The organism is Lelliottia nimipressuralis, from assembly GCF_004402045.1.
GTDB lineage: Bacteria > Pseudomonadota > Gammaproteobacteria > Enterobacterales > Enterobacteriaceae > Enterobacter > Enterobacter chinensis.
In genome coordinates, this window is record NZ_SOMG01000014.1 from 188936 (window position 1) to 214154 (window position 25219).

The 25219-nt window shown below is 51.0% G+C and carries 27 protein-coding genes; 16 read left to right on the forward strand and 11 right to left on the reverse strand.

Annotated elements, in window-relative coordinates; translation table 11 throughout:
• Together envC and gpmM are read right to left on the reverse strand one after the other, a co-directional pair.
• Window positions 1-1260: a murein hydrolase activator EnvC gene (gene envC, locus E3U32_RS08075; RefSeq protein WP_286164255.1), complete on the reverse strand. Its 1260-nt coding sequence runs from the start codon at window positions 1258-1260 to the stop codon at window positions 1-3.
• Between the two features lie 33 nt (window positions 1261-1293).
• A complete protein-coding gene (gene gpmM / locus E3U32_RS08080; RefSeq protein ID WP_134348353.1) occupies window positions 1294-2838 on the reverse strand; it encodes a 2,3-bisphosphoglycerate-independent phosphoglycerate mutase in 1545 nt (514 codons plus the stop codon).
• A 246-nt stretch (window positions 2839-3084) separates the two neighbouring features.
• Here gpmM and E3U32_RS08085 point away from each other — a divergent pair, with 246 nt between their 5' ends.
• The 5 genes from E3U32_RS08085 to cysE all read left to right on the forward strand — a co-directional run bounded on the left by E3U32_RS08085 (window position 3085) and on the right by cysE (window position 6194).
• Window positions 3085-3516 carry a rhodanese-like domain-containing protein gene (locus E3U32_RS08085; protein ID WP_023309913.1) on the forward strand — a complete coding sequence of 144 codons (432 nt, stop codon included), beginning with the start codon at window positions 3085-3087 and terminating at the stop codon, window positions 3514-3516.
• Window positions 3517-3527: 11 nt separating this feature from the next.
• Entirely contained in the window at window positions 3528-3779 is a 252-nt protein-coding gene (grxC, locus tag E3U32_RS08090) for a glutaredoxin 3 (protein WP_023309914.1), read from the forward strand.
• A 32-nt stretch (window positions 3780-3811) separates the two neighbouring features.
• Window positions 3812-4279, forward strand: coding sequence for a protein-export chaperone SecB (gene secB, locus E3U32_RS08095; RefSeq protein ID WP_106995460.1), 468 nt, complete (start codon window positions 3812-3814; stop codon window positions 4277-4279).
• On the forward strand, window positions 4279-5298 hold the full coding sequence (gene gpsA / locus E3U32_RS08100) for an NAD(P)H-dependent glycerol-3-phosphate dehydrogenase (protein WP_134348354.1): 1020 nt from the start codon (window positions 4279-4281) through the stop codon (window positions 5296-5298). Before secB ends, gpsA begins: the two co-directional genes overlap by 1 nt.
• 74 nt (window positions 5299-5372) lie before the next feature.
• Window positions 5373-6194 (forward strand): serine O-acetyltransferase, encoded by an 822-nt coding sequence (gene cysE, locus E3U32_RS08105; RefSeq protein WP_008502718.1) that lies wholly within the window; start codon window positions 5373-5375, stop codon window positions 6192-6194.
• 32 nt (window positions 6195-6226) lie between these two features.
• On the opposite strand, the gene trmL is transcribed toward cysE, so the two are convergent.
• The 5 genes from trmL to lldP form a co-directional block, all read right to left on the reverse strand.
• Window positions 6227-6697 (reverse strand): tRNA (uridine(34)/cytosine(34)/5-carboxymethylaminomethyluridine(34)-2'-O)-methyltransferase TrmL, encoded by a 471-nt coding sequence (trmL, locus tag E3U32_RS08110; protein WP_134348355.1) that lies wholly within the window; start codon window positions 6695-6697, stop codon window positions 6227-6229.
• A gap of 45 nt (window positions 6698-6742) precedes the next feature.
• Window positions 6743-8083, reverse strand: coding sequence for an MFS transporter (locus E3U32_RS08115; protein WP_134348356.1), 1341 nt, complete (start codon window positions 8081-8083; stop codon window positions 6743-6745).
• A gap of 182 nt (window positions 8084-8265) precedes the next feature.
• Complete coding sequence (gene lldD / locus E3U32_RS08120; RefSeq protein WP_134348357.1) at window positions 8266-9453, reverse strand: FMN-dependent L-lactate dehydrogenase LldD; 1188 nt, start codon at window positions 9451-9453, stop codon at window positions 8266-8268.
• Window positions 9450-10223, reverse strand: coding sequence for a transcriptional regulator LldR (gene lldR / locus E3U32_RS08125; RefSeq protein WP_134348358.1), 774 nt, complete (start codon window positions 10221-10223; stop codon window positions 9450-9452). The genes lldD and lldR overlap by 4 nt, the downstream gene beginning before the upstream one ends.
• On the reverse strand, window positions 10220-11875 hold the full coding sequence (gene lldP / locus E3U32_RS08130; RefSeq protein WP_134348359.1) for an L-lactate permease: 1656 nt from the start codon (window positions 11873-11875) through the stop codon (window positions 10220-10222). The genes lldR and lldP overlap by 4 nt, the downstream gene beginning before the upstream one ends.
• Window positions 11876-12317: 442 nt before the next feature.
• On the opposite strand from lldP, the gene E3U32_RS08135 reads away from it, so the two are divergent.
• The 9 genes from E3U32_RS08135 to E3U32_RS08175 all read left to right on the forward strand — a co-directional run bounded on the left by E3U32_RS08135 (window position 12318) and on the right by E3U32_RS08175 (window position 20125).
• On the forward strand, window positions 12318-13013 hold the full coding sequence (locus tag E3U32_RS08135; protein WP_134348360.1) for a fimbrial biogenesis chaperone: 696 nt from the start codon (window positions 12318-12320) through the stop codon (window positions 13011-13013).
• A 26-nt stretch (window positions 13014-13039) separates the two neighbouring features.
• Window positions 13040-13615, forward strand: a complete 576-nt coding sequence (locus tag E3U32_RS08140; protein ID WP_134348361.1) for a fimbrial protein — start codon at window positions 13040-13042, stop codon at window positions 13613-13615.
• Window positions 13616-13697: 82 nt separating this feature from the next.
• Window positions 13698-16055 carry a fimbria/pilus outer membrane usher protein gene (locus E3U32_RS08145; protein WP_134348362.1) on the forward strand — a complete coding sequence of 786 codons (2358 nt, stop codon included), beginning with the start codon at window positions 13698-13700 and terminating at the stop codon, window positions 16053-16055.
• The gene (locus tag E3U32_RS08150; protein WP_134348363.1) at window positions 16034-16870 is read left to right on the forward strand and encodes a fimbrial protein; all 837 of its coding nucleotides are present in this window, start codon (window positions 16034-16036) and stop codon (window positions 16868-16870) included. The genes E3U32_RS08145 and E3U32_RS08150 overlap by 22 nt, the downstream gene beginning before the upstream one ends.
• Before the next feature lie 224 nt (window positions 16871-17094).
• Window positions 17095-17445, forward strand: coding sequence for a hypothetical protein (locus E3U32_RS08155; protein WP_134348364.1), 351 nt, complete (start codon window positions 17095-17097; stop codon window positions 17443-17445).
• Window positions 17445-17768, forward strand: coding sequence for a hypothetical protein (locus E3U32_RS08160; RefSeq protein ID WP_134348365.1), 324 nt, complete (start codon window positions 17445-17447; stop codon window positions 17766-17768). Before E3U32_RS08155 ends, E3U32_RS08160 begins: the two co-directional genes overlap by 1 nt.
• A gap of 234 nt (window positions 17769-18002) precedes the next feature.
• Window positions 18003-18749 (forward strand): winged helix-turn-helix domain-containing protein, encoded by a 747-nt coding sequence (locus E3U32_RS08165; protein WP_134348366.1) that lies wholly within the window; start codon window positions 18003-18005, stop codon window positions 18747-18749.
• Window positions 18742-19221 carry a FidL-like protein gene (locus E3U32_RS08170; RefSeq protein WP_134348367.1) on the forward strand — a complete coding sequence of 160 codons (480 nt, stop codon included), beginning with the start codon at window positions 18742-18744 and terminating at the stop codon, window positions 19219-19221. Before E3U32_RS08165 ends, E3U32_RS08170 begins: the two co-directional genes overlap by 8 nt.
• Window positions 19222-19753: 532 nt before the next feature.
• Window positions 19754-20125 carry a hypothetical protein gene (locus tag E3U32_RS08175; RefSeq protein WP_134348368.1) on the forward strand — a complete coding sequence of 124 codons (372 nt, stop codon included), beginning with the start codon at window positions 19754-19756 and terminating at the stop codon, window positions 20123-20125.
• Window positions 20126-20226: 101 nt separating this feature from the next.
• On the opposite strand, the gene E3U32_RS08180 is transcribed toward E3U32_RS08175, so the two are convergent.
• The gene (locus E3U32_RS08180; protein ID WP_166790917.1) at window positions 20227-21396 is read right to left on the reverse strand and encodes an HD-GYP domain-containing protein; all 1170 of its coding nucleotides are present in this window, start codon (window positions 21394-21396) and stop codon (window positions 20227-20229) included.
• 267 nt (window positions 21397-21663) lie between these two features.
• Between E3U32_RS08180 and E3U32_RS08185 the strand changes: the two genes are divergently transcribed.
• Entirely contained in the window at window positions 21664-22419 is a 756-nt protein-coding gene (locus tag E3U32_RS08185) for a winged helix-turn-helix domain-containing protein (protein ID WP_134348370.1), read from the forward strand.
• The gene (locus E3U32_RS08190; protein WP_134348371.1) at window positions 22416-22901 is read left to right on the forward strand and encodes a FidL-like protein; all 486 of its coding nucleotides are present in this window, start codon (window positions 22416-22418) and stop codon (window positions 22899-22901) included. The genes E3U32_RS08185 and E3U32_RS08190 overlap by 4 nt, the downstream gene beginning before the upstream one ends.
• 66 nt (window positions 22902-22967) lie before the next feature.
• Here E3U32_RS08190 and E3U32_RS08195 read toward each other — a convergent pair whose 3' ends face one another.
• The 3 genes from E3U32_RS08195 to mtlD are packed head-to-tail and all read right to left on the reverse strand — an operon-like array spanning window position 22968 to window position 25124.
• Window positions 22968-23330, reverse strand: a complete 363-nt coding sequence (locus E3U32_RS08195; protein WP_029742228.1) for a YibL family ribosome-associated protein — start codon at window positions 23328-23330, stop codon at window positions 22968-22970.
• A 58-nt stretch (window positions 23331-23388) separates the two neighbouring features.
• Complete coding sequence (mtlR, locus tag E3U32_RS08200; protein WP_134348372.1) at window positions 23389-23979, reverse strand: mannitol operon repressor MtlR; 591 nt, start codon at window positions 23977-23979, stop codon at window positions 23389-23391.
• Window positions 23976-25124 (reverse strand): mannitol-1-phosphate 5-dehydrogenase, encoded by a 1149-nt coding sequence (gene mtlD / locus E3U32_RS08205; RefSeq protein WP_127729151.1) that lies wholly within the window; start codon window positions 25122-25124, stop codon window positions 23976-23978. The genes mtlR and mtlD overlap by 4 nt, the downstream gene beginning before the upstream one ends.
• Between the last annotated feature and the right edge of the window lie 95 nt (window positions 25125-25219).

The window sequence follows — 25219 nt, forward strand, 5'->3', positions numbered from 1 at the left end:
TTATCTTCCCAACCACGGCTGTGGATTGACCGCCTGACCCTGGCGACGAATTTCGAAATAGAGTGACGGGCGGCCCTGACCGCCACTGCTGCCTACAAGGGCGATGGGTTGACCTGCGCGCACCTGAGTGCCGACGCTGACCAGCGCGCTCTGATTGTAGCCGTAAAGACTCATATCACCTTTACCGTGTTCGACCACCACCACCAGTCCGTAACCCTGCAGCCAGTCGGCCAGAATCACGCGGCCATCGGCGATGGCTTTTACTTCGCTACCTTCAGACGCACCGATAACTATCCCTTTCCAACGTAGCTCACCCTGCAGCTGTTCGCCATAGCGATGCAGAATTGAGCCGCGAACGGGCCAGAAAGCCTGACCGCGAGGAGAGCCTAAACCGCCGGTACGCGACATCAGGGAACGTTCGCTTTCGCTTGGCTTGTAGGTGGTCCCTTTGCGGGACGCTTCCTGCTGCTTGTCGCGAACGACCTGTGCCTCGCGGGCCTCTTTTTCGGCGCGCGCTTTCGCCGCGGCTTCCGCACGGGCGATACTGTTACGCAATTTTGATTCGTTAGCGCGCATTTCGCTCAGCTGGCTCTGTCCTTCCTGAATGGAGGACTCAAGACCAGAAAGGGTTTTCTTACGCTCGTTGCGTGCCTGCTCAAGTTTCGCCTGCTGAGCCTGCTGATCGTAGAGCAACGTCTGCTGCTGGCTCTGCTTCTCTTCCAGCTCGGCTTTTTGCGTGGTGACTTCTTCACGCGTCTGCTTCAGCTGCGCGATCGTTTCCTGACGCGCCTGGTTCAGATAGCCAAAGTAGGCCTGCAGGCGCTGGCCGCGCTGGCTCTCTTCACCGCTGAGGATCAGTTGCAGGCCGGTGTGTTCACCCTGGCGGAATGCGGCATCAAGCTGAGCCGCAAGATTGCGCTCCTGTGCATCACGCTGACGTTCCAGTTTGGCAATCGACGCGTTCATCTCGTCGATCTGTTTATTCAACTGGGCTAGGGTGTTTTGCGTTTCACGTAATTGACGTGCGGCGGCGGAGATGGCTTCTTCCTGCTGCTTAAGCTGGGCGAGCAGAGTGGCGCGCTGCTGTTGCTGCTGGCGTACCGCACGTTCTTTGGCGGCGATATCGGCCTGAATGGATTTCAGCTGGTCGCGGTCATCCGCGTGGGCGGATGCGGCGCACAGCAATACGCCAGCGCTGAGTGCGCTGGCGTAAAACAGAGGTCTGACTGATAACCTAAGCGGCTTCACGACCCATGTGATTGAAAAAATCGCCTTTCCCCTCATGGGGAGCGATTATTCCACGATGAACAGCGGCTTACCAGTCATCTCTTCAGGGATCGGCATCCCCATCAGCGTCAACATGGTTGGCGCGATGTCTGAAAGCTTACCGCCTTCCACTGCTTTCAGTGATTTATCACCAACATAAATCAGCGGAACAGGCAGGTTGGTATGGGCCGTGTGCGCCTGGCCGGTCGCCGGGTCGCGCATCTGTTCAGCATTACCGTGGTCAGCGGTGATCAGCAGCTGGCCGCCAACGGATTCAACAGCTTTCGCGACCTGCTCAACGCAGTGATCCAGCGCTTCAACCGCTTTAACCGCGGCTTCCATTACCCCGGTATGGCCGACCATGTCGCCATTCGGGTAGTTACAGATGATGGTGTCGTACTTGCCGCTCTCAATGGCCGCAACCAGTTTTTCAGTCAGTTCGGCAGAGCTCATTTCTGGCTGCAGATCGTAAGTGGCGACTTTAGGCGAATTAATCAAAATGCGGTCTTCGCCTTTGAACGGCTCTTCAACGCCACCGTTAAAGAAGAAGGTCACGTGCGCATATTTCTCGGTTTCAGAGATACGCAGCTGTGTCTTATCGTTCTTCGCCATCCACTCACCGAAGGTGTTTGCCAGCGAGGCCGGCGGGTAAGCGCATGGGGCGTTGATATCGGCGGCGTATTCGGTCAGCTGGATGAAGTCGAGATTTACGACTTTCTTACGGGCGAAACCATCGAAGTCGCTGTTGACGAACGCACGGGTAATTTCGCGCGCGCGGTCAGCGCGGAAGTTCATGAAGATCAGCGCGTCGCCATCTTCCATGGCGGCATCGGCCTGGCCTTCAGTACGGATAACGGTCGCTTTCACAAACTCGTCATTTTCATCACGCGCGTAAGCGGCTTCAAGCGCTTCCACGGCGGTCGCGAACTGGAATTCACCTTTTGCCAAGGTCATCAGGTCATAGGCCTGTTCTACGCGATCCCAGCGATTGTCGCGGTCCATGGCGTAGTAACGACCAATAATGGATGCCACGCGGCCTTTACCCAGTGCGGCAAATTTGTCTTCGAAGGCTTTCAGAGAACCTTTCGCGCTGCGCGGGGGGGTATCGCGGCCATCGAGGAAGGCGTGCAGATAGATTTTTTCAGCACCACGCTCAGCGGCCAGCTCAACCATCGCCATGATGTGATCTTCGTGGCTGTGTACGCCGCCTGCAGAGAGCAGACCCATGATGTGTACGGCCTTGCCAGCAGCGACGGCTTTATCGACCGCGCCAGACAGCGTTGGGTTGGAGAAGAAGGTACGTTCTTTAATTTCAACGTCCAGACGCGTTAGATCCTGATACACGATACGCCCGGCGCCCAGGTTAACGTGACCCACTTCCGAGTTGCCCATCTGGCGGTCCGGCAGGCCCACTTCCAGGCCAGATGCGTCAATCAGCGTATGCGGACGTTTTGCCCACAGCGAATCCATGACCGGAGTTTTGGCGTTGAAAATAGCGTTATCCTGGCTGTCTTCACGGTAGCCATAGCCATCCAGAATCACCAGTACCATAGGTTTTTTAGAAACCGACATTGCGACAACCTCATGCTCAAGAGTCAAAATTTGCGTAATTTTACTACAGCTGAATCGATCAAATAGCCGCAGAAGATCAAAGAAAGCGCAGGGGCAAGGGGGAGACCAGACCATTTTGAGGCATTTTTTAGGTGGCATGCCGCAGAAAATGGATTAGGTTATGGTCGCTGGCTGTATTTGCCAGAACGCACAGGTATACTCCTGTCCTGGTTTTTTTTATCACTTAGTCGGGAGTAGTTACCCTCCATGCAAGAAATTATGCAATTCGTTAGCCGCCATCCGGTTCTGAGCATCGCGTGGATTGGCCTGCTGGCTGCTGTGCTGTTCACCACATTTAAGAGCCTGACGTCTAAGATTAAGGTTATCACCCGTGGTGAAGCGACGCGTCTGATTAACAAAGAAGATGCCGTCGTCGTCGATCTGCGTCAGCGTGACGATTTCCGCAAAGGTCACATTGCGGGCGCAATCAACCTGCTGCCAGCTGAAATCAAAGCGAACAACGTCGGTGAGCTTGAGAAACACAAAGCCCAGCCGATTATCGTTGTTGATGCGACCGGCATGCAGGCACAGGAATCTGCCAGCGCGCTTCATAAAGCAGGCTTCGAAAACGTAACGGTGCTGAAAGAAGGTATTTCCGGCTGGAGCGGGGAAAATCTTCCTTTGGTACGCGGTAAATAAGGAGTTCAGTCATGGCCAATATTGAGATCTATACCAAAGCGACGTGCCCGTTCTGCCATCGTGCGAAAGCGCTGCTGAACAGCAAAGGCGTGACGTTCCAGGAACTGCCAATCGACGGTGACGCGATCAAACGCGAAGAGATGATCAAACGTAGTGGTCGTACGACGGTTCCGCAGATTTTTATTGATGCGCAGCACATTGGCGGCTGTGATGACTTGTATGCGCTCGACGCTCGTGGTGGACTCGATCCGCTGCTGAGCTAAGAGACTTTAGGACAATTTAAAAGGGTTTTTCCATGTCAGAACAAAACAACACCGAAATGACTTTCCAGATCCAGCGCATCTACACCAAAGATGTTTCTTATGAAGCGCCAAATGCACCACATGTTTTCCAGAAAGACTGGCAGCCAGAGGTTAAACTTGATCTGGATACCGCATCTACCCAACTGGCAGATGATGTGTATGAAGTCGTACTGCGTGTGACCGTTACCGCGTCTCTGGGCGAAGAAACTGCATTCCTGTGTGAAGTACAGCAGGGCGGCATCTTCTCTATCGGCGGTATCGAAGGCAACCAGATGGCGCATTGCCTGGGTGCGTACTGCCCGAACATCCTGTTCCCGTACGCGCGTGAATGCATCACCAGCCTGGTTTCTCGCGGTACATTCCCGCAACTGAACCTTGCGCCAGTTAACTTTGATGCGCTGTTCATGAACTATCTGCAGCAGCAAGCTGGCGAAGGTACTGAACAACATCAGGATGCCTGATGAGTACTGTTAATGCGTCAATGACTGTGATCGGTGCCGGCTCATACGGCACCGCTCTTGCCATCACGCTGGCAAGAAATGGTCACGAAGTGGTTCTCTGGGGCCACGATCCAAAACATATCGCCACGCTGCAGCGCGACCGCTGCAACGTCGCGTTTCTCCCGGACGTTCCGTTCCCCGACTCCCTGCACCTTGAAAGCGACCTTGCGACCGCGCTGGCGGCCAGCCGCAACATTCTGATTGTGGTCCCGAGCCATGTATTTGGCGAAGTGCTGCGTCAGATTAAGCCGCTGATGCGCCTGGATGCGCGCATTGTATGGGCGACAAAAGGACTGGAAGCTGAAACGGGACGCCTGCTGCAGGATGTTGCCCGCGAAGCGCTGGGTGAGGATATCCCGCTGGCGGTGATCTCCGGCCCGACCTTTGCCAAAGAGCTGGCCGCTGGCCTGCCAACGGCGATTTCGCTGGCATCAACCGATCAGACCTTCTCCGACGATCTGCAACACTTGCTGCACTGCGGCAAGAGCTTCCGCGTTTACAGCAACCCCGATTTTATCGGCGTACAGCTGGGCGGTGCGGTGAAGAACGTGATTGCGATTGGTGCCGGGATGTCCGACGGCATTGGTTTCGGAGCCAACGCGCGGACTGCACTGATCACCCGAGGGTTGACCGAGATGTCCCGCCTGGGCGAAGCGCTGGGCGCCGATCCGGCCACCTTTATGGGGATGGCGGGCCTGGGCGACCTGGTGCTGACCTGTACCGACAACCAGTCTCGTAACCGCCGCTTTGGCATGATGCTCGGACAGGGCAGCGATGTAAAAGGCGCGCAGGAGAAGATTGGTCAGGTGGTTGAAGGCTACCGCAATACCAAAGAAGTTCGCGAGTTGGCGCACCGGTTTGGTGTCGAAATGCCAATAACCGAGGAAATTTATCAGGTATTGTATTGCGGAAAAAATGCGCGCGAGGCAGCATTGACCTTATTAGGTCGTGCGCGAAAGGACGAGCGCAGCAGTAACTAGTCGGAACCGTTGTCACCTGAATGACCCAGCCAGCGCAGAACTGGCTGGTCATTAACTATCGTCTGGAGTAAGCAATGCCGTGTGAAGAACTGGATATCGTCTGGAACAATATTAAAGCCGAAGCCCGGGCGTTGGCCGACTGCGAGCCTATGCTGGCCAGTTTCTACCACGCAACGCTACTTAAGCACGAAAATCTCGGCAGCGCGCTGAGCTATATGCTCGCCAACAAGCTGGCTTCCTCGATCATGCCTGCTATCGCTATTCGTGAAGTGGTGGAAGAGGCTTACGCCGCAGACCCGGAAATGATCGCCTCTGCCGCCTGTGATATCCAGGCCGTGCGCACGCGTGACCCGGCAGTCGACAAATATTCTACGCCGCTGCTGTACCTGAAAGGCTTTCACGCCTTACAGGCCTACCGCATCGGCCACTGGTTATGGAACGAGGGCCGCCGCGCGCTGGCGATCTTCCTGCAAAACCAGGTCTCCGTGACCTTTCAGGTCGACATCCATCCGGCGGCGAAAATCGGCCGCGGGATCATGCTTGACCACGCCACCGGGATTGTTGTCGGTGAAACGGCGGTCATTGAAGATGACGTGTCTATTCTGCAATCGGTAACGCTGGGCGGTACCGGTAAAACCAGCGGCGATCGCCATCCGAAAATTCGTGAAGGGGTGATGATTGGCGCGGGGGCCAAAATCCTCGGCAACATCGAAGTAGGACGCGGCGCGAAGATCGGCGCGGGCTCTGTTGTGCTCCAGCCTGTGCCGCCGCACACTACTGCCGCTGGCGTGCCGGCGCGCATCGTTGGTAAACCCGACAGCGATAAGCCGTCCATGGACATGGATCAGCACTTCAACGGCATCCACCATACGTTCGAGTATGGTGACGGCATCTGAGATTTTGCCCGGTGGCGCTGCGCTTACCGGGCCTACCGTAATATGGCGCCCGGGTAACCCAACTGGCGCCATGCTTCATAGACCACCACCGACACCGCGTTCGACAGGTTCATGCTGCGGCTGTCCGGCATCATTGGAATACGGATTTTCTGCTCAGCGGGCAGGGCATCCAGAATAGTGGCTGGCAGGCCGCGCGTTTCCGGACCAAACATCAGATAGTCACCGTCCTGATAGCTCACGGCGCTGTGTGCTGGCGTACCTTTGGTGGTCAGAGCGAACATGCGCTGTGGCTTTTCGGCTTCCAGAAATGCGGCGTAATCATGATGGCGAACCACGGCGGTAAATTCATGATAATCCAGCCCCGCGCGACGCAGGCGTTTGTCGTCCCACGTAAAGCCCATCGGCTCAATGATATGCAGGCGAAAACCGGTGTTTGCACACAGGCGGATGATATTGCCGGTATTCGGCGGAATTTCTGGTTCGAATAAAACGATGTTAAGCATGCTGCCCCCTTAATTGCGGGGGCAGAATAGCAGAAAAGAGAAGGACTACGCGACGCCGGGTTCCTGCGAGCGGCTATACAGCATTTTGTAGACAGTTGCCGCAGCAGCCACCAGTGCGGGCACGCTGAGGATCATTAAAATACTGTCTGCCTGCCACTGCATGGAAAGAAGCTGAGCGCTGGTCATGGTTCCCGCCACGCCGCCAAAGCGGCCGATCCCCTGCATCCAGGCGATGCCCGTCGCACGGCACTCGGTAGGGTAAAAGGTGGCGGCCAGGGTTTGCATGCCCGATTGCGCGCCGTTCATCGCGATCCCCATCAGGAAGATCAGCCCGCCAAACAGGGCGATATGATTATGCTCCATGCCGAGCAGCAGGATCAGCCCCATCGTCAGGACAAACCCGCCCGCGACCACTTTGTGCGCTTCCCAGCGGTCCATCATCCAGCCTGCAAGCAGAATGCCTGCGGTACCGCCGAAGGTGAACAGCGAAGTCAGCCATGCGGATTCCGCCAGAGCATAACCCATTCCCTGCATCAGCGTCGGCATCCAGCTCAGCAGGACGTAGTAAATCACCAGTCCCATAAAATAGGTCACCCACAGCATCAGGGTGCCGGGCAGCCAGGGCATGGAAAACAGCTGCGTCACGCTCCCTTTTTTAGACGTGACTTTCTCCTCTGCCAGGAAAAAGCGCGTGACGCTCTCCAGCGTGCTGCGGGAGAATCGACTGGCGATACGACGAACCTGCATGACGTCTTTCCCGCGCTGCACCAGAAACTTCACCGACTCCGGCAAAAACAGCGCCAGCAGCAGCGTTAGAATCAGCGGAGCAATTGCGCCGGTCAGCAGCACGCTTCGCCAGCCATGGTGAGGAATAAGCCAGGAAGAGATCGCGCCGCCGCCCGCCGCACCCAGAGGGAAGCCGCAGTACATGGTATTAATCGCCATGGCGCGGCAGCGCTGGGGGGCAAACTCGGAGATAAGCGTAATGGCGTTCGGCATGGCGGCACCCAGCCCCAGGCCGGTCAGGAAGCGCCACAGCGTCAGGGTATTCAGACTTTGCGCCCAGGCTGTCCCCAGGCTCGCGAGGCCGAAGAACAGGCAGGAGAAAACCAGCACGCGCTTGCGTCCCACCCGGTCCGATACCGGACCTGCGATCAGCGCACCCAGCGACAGCCCCAACAGCGCAGCGCTCAGTACCGGACCCAGATCCTGTTTATGTATCCCCCATTCTGCCGACAGCGTAGGCGCGATGTAGCCCATCGCCGCTGTATCAAAACCATCGATCGCCAGAACGAGAAAGCCCAGCACGATGAGAAGCCAGTGAAACCGTGAAAAGGGACTGTCGTCGATTACCTGCTGAATATCCACCTTACCTGAATACGTCATGCGCTCCCCTCCAATCTGATGTTGTTTTTGTGTTCTTGTATTTGCTTGTCTATACAATTGCGGACGGCAGGTGGATGTCAAATTTTCTTATCCAATATGTTATCTGGATGTTATTTTTGGCATAAAAAAGCGCCCGATGGGGAATCGGGCGCGTGAAAAAGAGGTGTTAACGGTGGGACAATTCAGGCCGCGTTACCCTGTGCAAGCGGAGCCAGCGCCGCCGGTAACTGACTTAATTCCTGCACCAGAGAGTCTTTGCTGATTTCACCGATCGTTTTCGCACCGGTCAGCGTCATCGCGACCTTCATCTCTTTTTCGATCAGGTTAAGTAGATTTGCCACGCCTGCCTGGCCCGCCGTCGCCAGCGCATACAGATACGCCCGGCCCAGCAGTACGCTGTCCGCGCCGAGTGCAATCATGCGCACCACATCAAGCCCGTTACGAATGCCGCTGTCGGCGAGAATAGCGATATCGCCTTTTACCGCATCAGCAATTGCCGGAAGGGCGCGTGCGGAAGAGAGTACCCCGTCAAGCTGGCGTCCGCCGTGGTTAGAAACCACAATCCCGTCTGCCCCAAAGCGTACCGCGTCGCGGGCATCTTCCGGGTCGAGGATCCCTTTGATCACCATCGGGCCGTCCCAGAATTCGCGGATCCACTCCAGGTCTTTCCACGAGATGGACGGATCGAAGTTGTTTGCCAGCCAGCCGATGTAATCTTCAAGCCCGGTAGGTTTCCCGAGGTAAGCCGAGATGTTCCCGAGATCGTGAGGACGACCGTTCAGGCCGACATCCCAGGCCCACTGCGGGTGGGTCATTGCCTGCCAGTAACGACGCAGGGCGGCATTCGGGCCGCTCATGCCGGAGTGCGCATCGCGGTAGCGCGCGCCGGGTGTCGGCATATCGACGGTAAAGACCAGCGTGGAGCAGCCCGCCGCTTTGGCGCGCTCCAGCGCGTTGCGCATAAAGCCGCGGTCGCGCAGGACGTACAGCTGGAACCACATTGGGCGCTTGATGGTCGGGGCGACCTCTTCGATCGGGCAGACGGACACGGTAGAGAGGGTAAACGGAATGCCTTTGGCATCCGCCGCTGCGGCCGCCTGGACTTCGCCCCGGCGGGCGTACATGCCGCACAGACCAACGGGCGCAAGGGCCACGGGCATGGAGAGCGTCTCGTTAAACAGTTTTGTCTCAAGGCTCAGATCGGACATATTCTTCAGCACGCGCTGGCGCAGCGCCACCTCAGACAGGTCTTCCACATTGCGGCGCAGGGTGTATTCGGCATACGCACCACCGTCGATATAGTGGAACAGGAACGGCGGCAAAATGCGCTGCGCCGCGGCGCGATAGTCACTGGCTGCTGAAATGATCATGCTTTGTTCTCCCTGGAAATATCACTGTCGCCAGGCAGGCGGGTAATACGCGCCTGTCGGGCCTGGTCTTCATCGAATCGTTTAATCGTGGTGTGCACGAAGCCCAGATGCGCCATCATCGCTTTGCGCGCGGCCTCGGCATCACCCGCCAGAATGGCGTTGAGCACCGCCTCGTGCTGTTCTGTGAGCCGGGCAAACACCAGCGGAACCAGATACATGCGCTGGCGGCTCTGCTTCACGGAGGATTGCAGCAGGTCGAAGAATCCGCGCATGGTCTGGAGCAGGACCACGTTGTGCGACGCCTCGGCAATCGCCAGGTGAAAGCGCACGTCCGCCTGGGAGGCGATATCCGGGTTGCTGCTTTGCGTGGCCTCAAAGCAGACGATGAGCTTCTCTTTGTCGGCGTCGGTTGCCCGCATGGCCGCGTGCCAGGCGGTACTGGTTTCGATGGCGTGACGCGCTTCAAGGATATCGAAGCTGTAGTCCGGATCGTTTTCCATCAGCGTTTTCAGCGGCTGAACGATGTTTTGCTCGGACCAGTCGTCATGCTGCCAGCGCACAAAGGTGCCGCCGCCGCGACGGCTCACCAGTACCCCTTCGCTGACCAGCGTGGCCAGCGCTTCACGCAATGAGTTACGTGATACGCCAAGCTGGGCAGCGAGCTGGCGTTCGGCGGGCAATTTCATGCCCGCTTCCAGCTGTTGTTCTTCAATCAGCGCCCGCACGCGAGAGGCAATCTCGTCGGACAGGCGTCTGGGCATCACTATCATGGGATCATCCAGGTTAAGACATAGGCCTGCAGGGTGGTGATCACCCCAACCATGCAGGTGAATATCAGGCTGTGTTTCACGGTAAAGCGGAACAGATCCGACTCTTTACCGACCAGACCTACCGCCGCACAGGCAATGGCGATGGATTGCGGCGAAATCATCTTGCCGGTCACGCCGCCGGTCGTGTTAGCCGCCACGAGCAGCACATCTGATACGCCGATTTGCTGTGCGGCTGTAGCCTGCAGGGCGGCAAACAGGGCGTTAGACGAGGTATCTGACCCGGTCAGGAACACCCCCAGCCAGCCGAGGAACGGCGAGAAGAAGGTGAAGGCGTGACTGGTATGGGCCAGCGCCAGTGCCAGGGTCGATGACAGGCCGGAGTAGTTCGAGATAAACGCGAACGCCAGCACCATGCCGATGGAGTAAATCGGCAGCATCAGCTCTTTAATGGTCGCCGCAAAGGTCTGCACCGCGGCTGCAGGCTTCATGCGCAGCCACACCACGGAAAGGAGTGCGGCAAACAGGATGGCGGTACCGGTGGCAGAGAACCAGTCAAATTTATAGACCGCGGCATACGGCGTGGTGGCGTGCACCACCGGCGGCATACGAGCGACCATCTTGTCGAGGAACGGCACAGAGATATTAATCACCATGTCGTACAGCGCGCCGCCCGGGGCGAACAGGGCTTTAAACGGCGGGATGCTCCACAGCGTGACCGTTGCGGTCAGGAACAGGAACGGCGACCAGGCGCGTACCACCTGGCCTGCGGTATAGCCCGTACGCGCCAGGGTTTGATCCACCTGCGAAGCACCCATATCGGCGAAGCGGAAAATACGTACCGGCTGCCAGCGTTTCAGGAACAGGGTCAGACAGACCAGAGAGACCAGCGAAGAGATAATGTCCGGCAGCTCCGGGCCGAGGAAGTTCGAGCTGAGGTACTGCGCGATAGCGAACGAACCGCCCGCCACCATTACCGCAGGCCAGGTCTCTTTCACGCCGCGCCAGCCGTCCATAATCGCCATGATCCAGAACAGGACGATAATGGTCAGGAATGGCAGCTGGCGGCCAACCATCTGACCAATCTCAAAGCTGTCCAGCCCGGTCACCTGGCCTGCGACCAGAATCGGAATACCCATCGCGCCAAACGCTACAGGCGCGGTGTTCACAATCAGACACAGGCCCGCGGCATACAGCGGGTTAAAGCCCAGGCCAACCAGCAGCGCAGCGGTGATCGCCACCGGCGCGCCAAAACCTGCCGCCCCTTCCAGAAACGCTCCGAAGGAGAAGCCGACAATCAGCATCTGCAGGCGCTGGTCCGGCGTGATGGAGAGAATCGACGAGCGGATAATGTCGAACTGCCCGGTTTTCACCGAGATTTTATAGACAAACACCGCCGCGATGATGATCCACGCAATCGGCCACAGGCCGTAGAAGAAACCATAAACGACAGAGGCCAGCGCGCGTTCGACCGGCATTTTGTAGAAGAACAGCGCCACCATCAGGGCGATGGCAACGGTATATGTCGCGGCGAGGTAGCCCTTCAGCTTGAGCTTAATCAGCGCAAAGAAGAAGAACAGGATCGGAAGCGATGCGATCAGGCTCGAGAGCCAGATATTGCCGGCCGGGTCGTAGTTTTGTTGCCAGAGGCTCATGCAGGTCTCCTGGGGACCAGACAGCCTGCGCTGCGGGCGAGTCTCCGCTCATCTCTGCGTCACAGCCTGTGTAAAAGTGGTCCTGCCAATGTTGTGTTGTAGGGTTAATGACAATAAATGGTTAACTAAATGTTGAATGTCGGCAATGGTTTTGTGATGTAAACGATGGTTTTGTGAATCATGGGGATTTTTTTCGTCTATTGGTAGGACCAATATCAGGATGGCATGTTTTCGTAGTGCGATTTTTTTAACATTTAGGTATTGATAGTTTCACTTATGCTGATAAACGTTCACCCGGCACAGCCTCCATAAAAACTATTTTTGAATCGTTTAGGAAACTTCTTTCCGAAAGACCTATTCTGCTTAAAAGGCGAAATTTCTATTTTGTGATGAGAGCGAACTGCTTCCAGGCATCTTCCCGGTATTTAGATAGGTTAACGATATGTTTTCTTGGAAACGTTTACGCAACGGAGCACTGCTGGTTATAGCGGTGCTGCTGCCGTTTTTTAACGCCAGAGCGGCGCTGGTGCTGAGTGGAACAAGGGTTATATTTCCGGCAAGCGAAAACCAGGTGTCAATAAAAGTTGATAACCCGACAGACAATGATTATTTAATGCAGAGCTGGGTGGAAGATGGCGCAGGTAAACCGCAGCAAGATATTTTGGTTGAGCCGCCTGTCGCACAAATAAAAGCTAATCATAAAGTTGAGTTAAGATTTAGCCTGGTCGACCCAGCTTTAAAAAATAATAAAAGTGAGCAACTCTTCTGGCTCAACGTGAAAGAGATCCCTCGTGTTGATGCCAACTCTTCGAGTTCTGAACTGTTATTGGCGATGCAAACAAAGATAAAAGTATTTTATCGCCCTGCAGGTATTGAACCTGAATCTGGCGACGCATGGAAAAAATTAACGTGGCGGCGCGCGGGTAAAAACATTGAGGTAAATAATCCGACCCCTTATTTTATCACCATTGATCACGCGATGATTGATGGTCATACAAAGATTGACGTCGATATGATTTCTCCCTTTTCAACAAAAGCTGTGCAGCTGCAAGGTATGGCAAAAGTTAATTCTATCTCCTGGAACGCTATCAGCGATTTTGGTGACGTAACAGAGATGGCTTCATCACAAATTCGATGAGTTCTTTATAAAAAAGTGGATATATAATGAAAAAATTGACTTCTTTGGCAATGGCGTTTGCTCTCACTGGTGTTGCCGGTTCTGCTTTTGCAGGCACGTCGACAGACAACGCCAATGCGACAGCTCTGCACGCTTCAACTACCGTTCATTTTAACGGGTTAGTTGAAGAACCGACGTGTTCTTTTAAAGGTAAATCGATGAAGGTGGTGCTGCCTGTGGTGAGTACTGCGGCATTTGATAAACTGGCAGAGGGACAGCCAGCATTAAATACGCAAAAGAAAGATTTTTCTCTCCATATTTCATGTGCAGATCAATTTCAAGCCAGCAGGATGCATATGAAAATTACGGGGCAAGGAGAGAACAATATTCTTGAAAATACCCACGGTACAGCGAAAGGAATGGGGCTGCAGATCTTTAGCGGCGACGGAAATACCGTCCTGCCAATCGGGCAAGAGCTAAATAGCGATACTGCAGGCCTCACTAACGCCTTCCTGAACAATGATAATACACTTCAACTTAGCACGAAATACGTTCGTGCATCGGGCGATGTTACTGGTGGTAAACTCGCTACCGATGCTGTATTTGAAATATATTATAAATAAACGGATGGCCCCTGCCACGTAAGCGGCAGGGTTATTTGCTGCTCTTCTGTACCTGATTAATATTTAAGCTGAACAGCATCACATGAAGAAAAATGCTATTTTTTCTCTTGTTTTCTTTATTTTTTCAACCGCCCACTCAGAAGAAAAATATGACCTCTCTTTCTTCGAGGATGTTGGCGGTGTAAGCATAAAGGATGCTGCTGAGTTTGATAAAGGAAATGACGTGTTACCAGGTGAATATTCCCTGACCGTCTATCTGAATGATAAAGAACTACCGGAGCAACAGATTACATATAAAAAAATCAGCGCTGATAAAATTAGCGCAGTTTTTTCCTGTAACACCCTCAAGCAGTGGGGCGTGGTAATTGAACACTGCTATGACGATCCCAGACCGCTAGAGGATTATATTCCAGAAACCAGCATGCAACTGGATCAGGGTGAAAACACACTCTCAATTACGATCCCGCAGAAATACCTAAATATTACCTCGATAAATGATATCGCGCCTCCTGAAAAATGGCAGGATGGTATCAATTCAGCGTTTACCACCTATAACCTTAATTACGATGATACGCGTAGCACGACGCATGTTAAATCATTTTACGGAAATTTTACTAATGGTATTAATCTGGCTAGCTTTCAGTTCAGAAACAACGGATTTATGACAAAATCCGACGACTCTGGAATGCATTACGTCAGCAGCACAAGTTATATCAGTCATGATGTGGATGCATTACGAAGTACAGCCGTTGCCGGTGATTTCTTTACCTCGGGCGATCTGTTTCCCTCCCAGAATCTTCGTGGTGTGAAACTCGCCACAAGCACTGATATGCTCTCGAACGCTCAGCGAACCTATGCTCCGGTGATTTCGGGCGTAGCAAAATCGAATGCTACTGTCATTATTAAGCAAAACGACCTGGTAATCGCTACACGGAAGGTCACGCCTGGTCCCTTTGCCTTAAAAGATATCCCAGCCTCGTCAAATGCAGGGGATCTGGATATTTCAGTTATCGAGGCAAACGGCGAAAACCGACACTTCATCCAGCCTTACAATTCCGTCAACGTTCTGGTGCCTGAAAACGTCTTTCGCTACAGCGTCTACCTTGGACGTAACCGGACGTTATCCTCTGCTCCACAATTACTCGAAGCTAATGGCCTGTACGGTGTTTCGAACGCGATAACACTCATCAACGGTTTTCAATATGCAAACCACTACCTGAATGTTGCTGCTGGCACGGGAGCAAATATCAGATGGCTGGGTGGTATTTACGCGACGTTAAATAAAAGCCAAAGTGATTTCATACAGAAGAAACAAGGTTATGTCATTAAATCTGGCCTGACGCATAGCATTGGCCTGACAGACAGCTATCTCTATTTTACCGCGGAAAATAAATTATCCCAGGGCTATTCCGACTTCGAAGATGCGGTAAGGGCTTCGCCTAAAAGTGATTATAAATCGCGATATGCCTTACAGCTCAGCCAGCAGTTAGGCGCTGTAAACCTGACGCTAAACTACACGCAGCAGTATGGATTTAAGCGTGAAACGAGCAGGGAGATGGGCGGCAGCATGGTCTTTAGTCTCCGGGATATGCAATTCATTGCCAATATTACCCATCGCTATGGCGACAGTTCTGAAAACAGTGTCTCGTTCAATGCCTCAATACCGCTGGGTAAAGAGGAAAAATATTACGTCAACTATAGCCAGTCACATGGGACAGCAACAGATAGCCGCCTTTCGCTCTCGGGGAGTTTGCTCGATGACGACAGCCTGAATTTCGACTCTGGCGTATCGTCAACGGCGGGGCAGCAGCAATATGACTCCTCGCTGAACTGGAGCGCCAGTAAAGGAAACCTCAGCGCGGGCTGGAGCCAGGGGGGAGACAGCAAAGAGCTGAGCATCGGGTTGAATGGCTCCATGGTCGTTCATCATCATGGCATTACCTTTGGACAACCCCTTGGTGTGAGTAGCATCTTAGTCCACACCGATCGTATATCAGGGCTGCATATCACTGACGTTAATGACGTCACGACGGATTATTTCGGCAACGCGATTGTGAATGACGTCTCACCATATCGCTATAACGAAACATCACTCTCTTCCGAGGGGCTAAATCAACAGATCGAGATCGACAGTAACATCTATCAAACCGCTCCACGCGCGGGGGCCATTGTGGAAGTCGATACCAAAGCCAGGCGGGTACAGATTCAATATGCGCACATTTACAGTACGAAGGGCGATCCTGAACCGTTTGGGTCGCAAATTTATGATGCTGATAATCAACGTGTCGGGATCGTTTCAGCCGGGGGATTAATCGCGCTGGATATTCTTCAACATCGCTGGCCCTATCATGCCAGCGACTCGTCTACTCATGCCGTCTGTACTATTGATCTCAATGGAGTTAACAAGAAAAAGCACATATGGGAATTACAATGCCGATAAAAAACGGCGCTCTGCTGGCGCTGGTTGTCTCATTCTCCACCTCTGCCACGACTCTGATGCAAAATATGCCAGCAATAACATTGCAAAATATGGCAGGACAAGAGGATGGAACCCTGTTAAAAACATTACCCCTCTCTTCCCTGGCTGCCAGTGCGTTAAATGAAACACAGCTTTCCATTGCCACCGATGCCGGGATGTGGGACACCTCACGAAGTATTTTTAAAACAACTGTACCGGGAATTGGTTTCAGCCTTTGCGATAAAGACAACAATCGATGTATTTCGAGTCTTTCAGACTGGATCCCAGGAGAAAGTCTCTCTCTTCGTCTCTATAAAATTGGTAATCTCCATGGGGGACGGTACGCGATACCGTCACTGAGCATCTACGGTAAGACACATCCGCTGTTGCGCATAAACCCACCCGCGTTGATTGTTAATACCACGCTTTGCGGGGTGACAACTCAGCGAATCAAAGTCACTTTCCCGTCCTTCACGCTAAATAAGAACGGAGAAAATTTACCCAGTGTCGGCTTTAAAATCCCCGTTATTTGCCTGAACCCCAATGATTATGGAAAAGTTGATCTACAGTTCACCTACCATGGCGATCTTATCGATAGCAATACGCTACCGACTCAACTTGGCAATATTGGCATTCAGATTGCCGATGACCACAATATGCCGGTGGTGTTTAATACCGTGATCAGCCATGCTTCCCCGTCCTTTTCCTATCGCGCGCGTTTAATTACTGTCCCCGGAGAGACCGCCCATTACGGAAGATTTTCCGCTGATGCCACGGTTCTCATCACGCTCAAGTAGAACAAAAATCAATCAGTTAAATCGTATGTCATCCTGGATGGCATACGTTCTTGTGCTGGTACTGGATTCTGTTATCTCCTCATAACATCAGAGCTAATTTGTAAATCATGTTCTAAATACAGGATAAAAATCTAATTATATTCGATGGACCTTTTTATCTTGCTGTAAGCAGCGGCCAGTGGTGTTATTTGAGCCCGACGAAAATGATAATTCTGGGAGCTATCATGTGGTTAAGTAGTAGTAAATATGGCTTACTTATCACCATCTTCAGCAGCGTTGTGGCAACGTGCCTGATGGCGTGGGCCGTTTATTCCTCCAGCGATCTCTTTTTTTGGTGCAGTGCATTTGTCCAGATGAGCGGTGGTTACGTCATTTCATGGTCGAAGAAAAAAGACGATCGGGAAGGCAGCATTGTTAGTTGCGCAATTATTACCGGGGCAATAATGCTTACGGCAGTCGTGGCTAACTATGTATTCTTCGATATAAAACCGTCTCCAGGAGCATGTCTGGCCTGGATAATGCTACTGGCTGGTTTTTTCATCCTGATGAAGACAAAAGTAGAAGATTTTAATTGATGCAAACCGTACATTTAACCTGTTATTTTATTGTTACCATCATGACGCGTTCTTTAGGGGTGGCATTGCTCTCCGGCTCTCAGCGATTGGACAGAAAAATGGCGTTTTCTATTTATGTAGTCACTTTATTGTTGTCTTATTATACGTTATCAAGCTATGTCGCTTACCTGGATTTTGCACTTATCTGCATCACCATAGCAGGCGCCTGCTTGTGTATGAATATGATCTGGGTTGCTTTAAATGGAAATCTTAAATTGTCTCGTTTAAGGTTGCTTGGCACTGGATTGGTTCTTACCGGAGGGCTATTGCTTATCGTTCTATAAATTTTATGATCTGTGTATTTCATGAAAGATAAACGTAGTAATAAATCTACCCACATTAAGAGATTGTAAAATGTAGTGGGTGAATGTTACCTCATGGCGTAAAGGAGCGAGGGTGTTTATTGTTGTTTAGGTTTCGTATAGCTACCGATCGTTTTCTCTCTTAGGGGATCTGATAAAGTTCGACTCCACTTTTTTTCAGTGATTGCGACTGTGCTTTATTACATATCTGACAACATGTTATTTAACCCCGCCGACCATACGATCGAATGCGGTGATAATGATGAATTTATTAAGCTCAGTATACCTGCAAGTCAGTTGCTGGAGCTGCTTATCTTGTCGGAAGGTGAGTTAGTTACCCGTGATTACTTGCTGACAGAGGTATGGGATAAAAATGGGCTAAGAGGGTCCAACAACAATCTCAATCAATACATGAGCATGCTTAGACGAACGCTTGCCAATCATGGGTGTGATAATCTGTTTATCACTATCCCAAAAATTGGTTTTCGTCTTAATACTGATATCAAGATTGAAACGCGTAGTGGTCCCGGTGATCAGGTAAATGAACCTGAAAATAGACCAATGCGTAAACAAAACGGTAAAGATCTTAAGATTCTGGTTATCGCTTTTCTATGTATTTTCGTACCCTTAGCCGTTTTCATCGCCCTCAAGCAGTCTACGTCCCACTACGATATTGTCAGCAGCGATTTGGTTGAAGTTGCTCCGGGCTGTAAAGCGCTTTATTTACATAAATTTAGCGAGAATGAGAAAATCCGCGCGAAAGTTCAAATTAATGAGATGCTTAAGGACCTGAAACTTAAGTGCGATGCAGGAAATACTCTTCTGTTTGACAATGTCGACCCCATCCCGGATGAAAATGACTATGGACGGACTTTCTTTTCGTATTGCCATAATGTGAGCGGAAAAACGTTAGCAAATTGTACTGACTTTTTTTATTCGGACTGGAAAAGACATCATGAATAGAAAAAAATATGCCATCCTCTTCCTGAGTGCCCTTTTTCTTGTGGGGGTTGTATTTTCATTCTTTGAAACTAAAAGTGATGATAAATACGAGGATTTCCGCTGCAATGGGCCAACGCGCTATTTCCTTGAGAATGAAGAAATCATGGTTAATCAGGATCTACGGGTATCGGGGCACGATACAGCTTATCTTACGCTGGAAGGATATGCTTCAACGAGTGAGGGACGAAAAAAACTGCATCGCATAATCTACATGAACAATGGGAAAAAAGCCTACAAACACTCGTGGCTCTTTAACATTACCAATATTCATAAATCTGTAAACGATACGTTAAGCGATCGGGAATTTGAGCCATTGTTGATGGAGCTAACAGGAGACAGTTCCCTTATTTCTCTTGATATCAACCACCTGTCTGAGAATCTTTATCTCATCGGCACGCCCCTCAGCTATATTTTTACCTGCAACGGCTACTAAATAATTTTTTCTGATGAAAGCCACAATACCACTGGGATGAATTCATCCCTGCGGTGTGTGGCAAACCTGGTTATCAGTTTATCAATCGCCTTTCTTGCCGGATGGCACATCCCTCGCCCCTCTCATCATCATCAATAAATAGCGCTGTTATTTGTCGCCTTTTGTACGTGTAGCGCCGCTGACAAATCCCGAACAACTCGCACTTTTGCAGCAGTCTGAGGGATGACTACATTCTTTTTATACCCCTGGATGCTGTTCATCTGAGACAGTTTGCCCGTTCTCTCTGTATCGTTCTCCAGTAATCACTTCCCGGTGGCTTACAATGGCTACGTTGTTACGGTAATTTCTTCGCTTGCCGCCCCTTACATCTCCAGATGCACTCATTTTGATGATAAATGTCCAGGAGTAGTGGTATTTAGCAATCTCTCAGGAGATGAAAACAAGCATTTAATGCTTGTTTTTATTGTTAGCAGTCTAAAAACCAATATAAATATCTATATGTTTTAGCTGTGCAGCATAAGATACCACTTTGATGGCGATGTATGGTTATATAGATGCATCAGAGGTTGGCAGTGCAGCCAACCAGATTTTTCTAAAAGAGATGAATATGATGCGTTATTTCCTGGCCCTGATGATTTTTGCTTTCGCTACCAACTGTTCAGCAGCATCACAAACATCCGTCTCATTTCAGGGGATGATTACCGAGGCGGTATGTCACATTTCTACGTCACACGGCAATATCAGCTCAAACTGCACTAAACAGAATGCACACCATACGGCTTCTTATCATGTTTCTTCTGTAGATAACCAGACGTTCGCCCTGCCAGGAAATGTCGGTCATATGCAGTTAAAGTGGCTGAACACCGCACGTACTAAAGGATTACTTGTTGCCTTTTACCGCTAATGGCTCACCGGGTAAGCGGCATAAGCAGGCGTTAGAATTTCCCGGAACTTATCAGCAATATCCATATGATGTACCAGAACGAAATTAATACCGTAAAAACTTCAAATATAATCCTTAACATTATTTATTCCTTCCAGTAACTCATCAAACTTGATGCTTTTATAGGCATTCACATCTTCGTCTTTAATAACCATGTTCAGTGCGTTAACCACGTCAGGATCCAGTGAACCGGCTGCCGCTTTTATTTGCATCTGGCTGATTGCATCTGTAGTTGAGCATTGTGAACGGCCGTTAGCGCTAAAACGCAGAGAGACATACTCACAGGCGACTGAAATAATTCTGGCACTGAGATCTAGCTGTGTGCCGTATAAACCCTCAGGAAACCCCTTACCGTCAGGCTGTTCATGAGGGCTACTTGCAATCATTCCTGTCCTGAACATACCCGGTATTGAGGAAAGGATTTCGCGAGTCGTCATTGGGTACGCTTTTAAATATGCCATGGTGTTATCAGGCAAAGCGCACGACTTCGTAAGAAGCCCGGCGGGAAAAGCAAGTCTTCCTAGCCCATGAAGCAAGCCAGCCAGACGCAGCTCCTTAATTCCCGACTGCGAGAAGCCGTACATTTGAGCAAGTTTTACACAATATTTAGCCACCAGAGGTGAATAGGGCACGCTATACAGGCAATGGAGGTCAACTATACTGGCGATGAGAGTTGCGACCTGGTTCAGGTCATCCTCAGTCAGCGTTCGGGATGAAAAGGGAGACAGTGCCCGAACATCATTTAATAAGCTGGGTGAGGCGAGCTTCCCCCAGATGTCAGGATAGTATTCAAGTTCACGCAGAGAGAGGATGTCATCCAGTGAGTAGCGGGAGCCGATAGAATCGCACAAGGTTTCAATGGCTGATGTAGGATATTGACCTGGATGATGTTCATTCAAGGTGAGGAGATCAAAATTATCAACCAGGTCGAGTAAACGACAATGGGGATGTGGTTCATTTTTTTCAAATATAAGAGGCATACTGTCTGATATTATCGATACCTGGATAAAAGCTTTTTGGCAAGCGGATAAACCCCAGCTTCTTTTCGAACCTAGTTCATAAAGTAATGCTGCAACATATACCCTTTGTTGTACAGACTCACTGGCGCCTTGCTGACGTAAAAGAGTCATAGCGATAAAAGCGCGTCGTAATCCTCGGTTTCCACTTTCTGGAGTTAGCCGGTCGAGCGCTATGGAAAAGCCAGTTAAAAAATCAGTTAATGCAATATTCACAATTATGTTCCCGTTCAAAAGCATTTTTTTTAGCTTTCGCCTGCAGTTCTAGCCGCTGGATCAGGAAACAATAATTGCAGTTTGCAAGCAATTTAATTCATGAATGACTAAATATATAGATTTTTATTTCGGTGCGTTATGTTTTATTGGTTTTATATTTTGTCTTGTAAGGCATTCCCGATCTCCCATTGCAGTGGATGGCAGAGTTCAGATCGCGACATTTAACCTGTATACTTCTTGCAGATGCGGCATGTAGATCAGGGCAAAATGAAATATCTCATTGATAGATTAGTTGTATTTAATACCGACGACGGCACCCTGCATTTGCCTTCCAGCGAGGATGTAATCAGGCTGGCTTTACCTGCTGCACGATTGCTGGAGACGTTTTTGTCGTCTGAAGGAAGAGAGCTGACGCGTGAATATCTTCTGGAAACCGTCTGGGATAAGCATGGCTTGCATGCCTCTGGAAATAACTTAAATCAATACGTCAGTATTCTTCGCCGTAACCTTTCTCTGCTTGGCTGTCATGAACTCATTATTACTTTGCCGAAACTGGGGTTCAGGCTGAATGCGGCTATCAGCATTGAGATTCTGGAAACGGATCCTTCTTCTCCGGACCCGTCCCCATCCATTGTTACGCCTTCTGGCCATTTCCAGCGCCATTTTTTCATTGGTAGTATTATTCTTACTTTGCTTATAGGGGCGGCTTTCGGATACTTTTATTATGGTGATACAAATAACGGTGCGACGGTGCTTCATGAACAACACAATGAATGCGATATTTATTATCTAAAATATATTTCTGATGAAGAAAAGAAAGAAGCATTAAGCAAAATCATGAGCATCATGAAAAATAATGGCATTCAATGTAAGAAAAATGATGTGATCATCTATAACAGTGAAACGAGTCTGTCTGATAAAGTTGATTCAAGAGAGGTCTTGTCGTATTGCCATGCCGGGAAAGACCGCGTTGTTATTTCATGTGATAATTTCTACCGCTACAGATGGGATAAAACGCAATGAAGACAATATGGCTGAGTGTGGGATTGTTGGCAACGATTATGTTGATCTCTCTTACCCTTTTCCTGAGAAGCAATGAAACGGTGTCCCCTCTGAAATGCAAGGCATTTAGCAGAGCAACGATTGATGTGCAAAATGGCCCTTTAGTCTTTTCCATTGTTGAAAATTTACAGCTCTATAATGAAAGAAAAGAGGGTATGATCCATTTCAATGGTTATGTGAAATCACCAGACGCAAATATGTATCTCGAGCGCACAATATATCTTTCTAATGGTATTAAAATCGATAAAGATACGTTCACTTATAAAATCAATAGAATCGTCGCAGCCCCGCTTGATACGACCTCGGATAATACATTTGATCAAATGTGGCTAGAAAACACCAGTGACAATAAAACTTTAACGCTTAATATCAAGAACATAAGAGACAGTATATTCACTGTGAGTAGTCCTTACTCGCTGCAGTATACCTGCGTCAAATATTAGCCTGGTTCTCGATATGCGTTGATTGGCTTAATACAACCTCTGCCAGAGGCAGAGGTTGTAAGAGTATCAGAACGCGGTCTTACAAAAACCCGTCATCTCTTTCAGGCCCATTTCGCGGCCAAGTTCGGTCATCGGGTGCACGACCACCAGACCACGGACGCTTTTTTTCAGCTTGCCCATGTCGGCCTGCTCTTTTTTAGTGATCGCACGGCGGTGCGGCATGTCCATCAGCTTCTGCGCTTCTTTGCTCAGCTTCTGGCCTTTGACTTCGCGCAGGCGCTCGATTTCTGTCTCCAGCGTGGCGGCTTCTTTTTCCAGCTCGGCATACTTCTCGGCGGACTCGACCAGCGAGAGGCCAGCCATCTGGTGGCGGATGAGATCCAGGCGGTCGCTCAGGCGTTTAATTTCGTTCTTTTCGACTTCTTTCATGACAAATAACTCTGAAAACGGGGAATTTACAGGGAAGGATACACCAATGTGAGCAGGCTTACTTCTGAAACGCTTTTTTTAAGCTGATTCGGGAAATCAGCTCAGTCAGGGAGAGAACCATAGTGGAACGGACAACCTGTTGATAACGCAGCTTTTGCATCGCATATAGCTCTGGATCGCTATTATCAAACTGCGGAGCAGGGGGGAGTGCGGTAACGCAATGCAGCTCGCCGAAGGGCCCCAGAATCTCATCGTCGGTAAAGGTGTACTCGTTACCGTCATGGTTGAGCTCTTCGCGCAGCGCCATTAACAGCTCCGCATCTTCATACTCTTGTCGGTTCAACACGCCAAGACCATAAATCAGCTTCAGACGCACGGAGAGATCGCCCAGCGGTCCGTCTCCGTCCAGTAACGGTTCTACAGCATATTTTACCGCGTAGTCGTCTTTGCGAAACACCTGAAGCACCAGAATATTCACTGCCTCGGTCAGTAACTCGACGGCAGCAATCAGGAAGCTTCGTACGGTTTTGCCAGCATTCAGACGCTCAAGCACACGATTTTCAAAGGCCTGGGTTTGTTCCATTATTGCCTGCATATCTGACAATCTGTTATCTGGGCGCAGGCTAACCTGCGCCACATTGTGCATCATTTGGTTGCGTTGTATGCGTTAACCGCCTCCGCAACCACGTCGCTGTTGGCGTCCAGACCGGAAATCTGCGCCAGCGCAGCCTGTGCGCCTTTGTCATCAATCAGCTGAGCCAGCTCAATCGCCTGTGGGTCCTGTTCGCTGCGGTAGTGCATCGCGGCGGCAATCCCTTTCACCAGGTTGGCGTGCGGCAGACCGTATTCCAGCGTGCCGAGCAGCGGCTTAATCAGGCGGTCGCCGGCGCTCAGTTTACGCAGCGGCTGACGGCCAACGCGCTCAACGTCATCTTTCAGATACGGGTTTTCAAAGCGACCGAGGATTTTCTGGATGTATGCTGCGTGTTTCTCAGCATCAAAACCGTAGCGTTTGATCAGTACCGCACCGCTCTCTTCCATTGCCCCTTTTACCACCGCACGGATCTTCTCATCGAGGATCGCGTCACGGATGGTCTGATGACCGGCCAATTTTCCGAGGTACGCGGTTATAGCATGCCCGGTGTTCAGCGTGAAGAGTTTGCGTTCGACAAATGCCATCAGGTTATCGGTTAATTCCATCCCCGGAATGGTCGGCAGCGCGCCCTTAAACTGGGTTTTATCGACAATCCACTCGCTGAAGGTTTCGACAGTCACTTCCAGCGGGTCATTGGTGGCGGATTCTGACGGCGGCACGATACGATCCACGGCGGAATCGACAAAACCCACGTGTGCTTCAACCCAGGCCTTGTCTTCGTCTGCTACAGCGTTGAGCACGTGGCCTTTCAGCTGCGTGGTGCCGCGCACCATGTTTTCGCAGGCAATGATGTTCAGCGGGGTGTCGATGCCCTGTGCTTTGCGTTTTGCCAGACCTTTTGCGACGGCAGGGGCGATGCGCTCCAGCACGACCGGGCCCACGGCAGTGGTCACCAGATCGACGCTGGCGATCAGGTCGATAACATCTTCGCCGATGCTGCTTACCGCGTTGACGCCAGATACCGTCTCAACCTGCTCGTTTTCTCCTACCACATGAACCTGATAGCTATGACGGGCATTCAGGGCATCCAGGACGACCTGATTCACATCGGCGAATGTCAGCGTAATGCCCGCGTCTGCCAGCAGTTTACCGATAAAACCACGACCGATATTACCTGCGCCAAAATGTAATGCTTTCATAGTGTTAACCTTTATCAATGTTTTTACCCGAGAGGGCTGGGGTGAGGAACTTTTTCCCCTCACCCTAGCCCTCTCCCCATGGGGGAGAGGGAGGA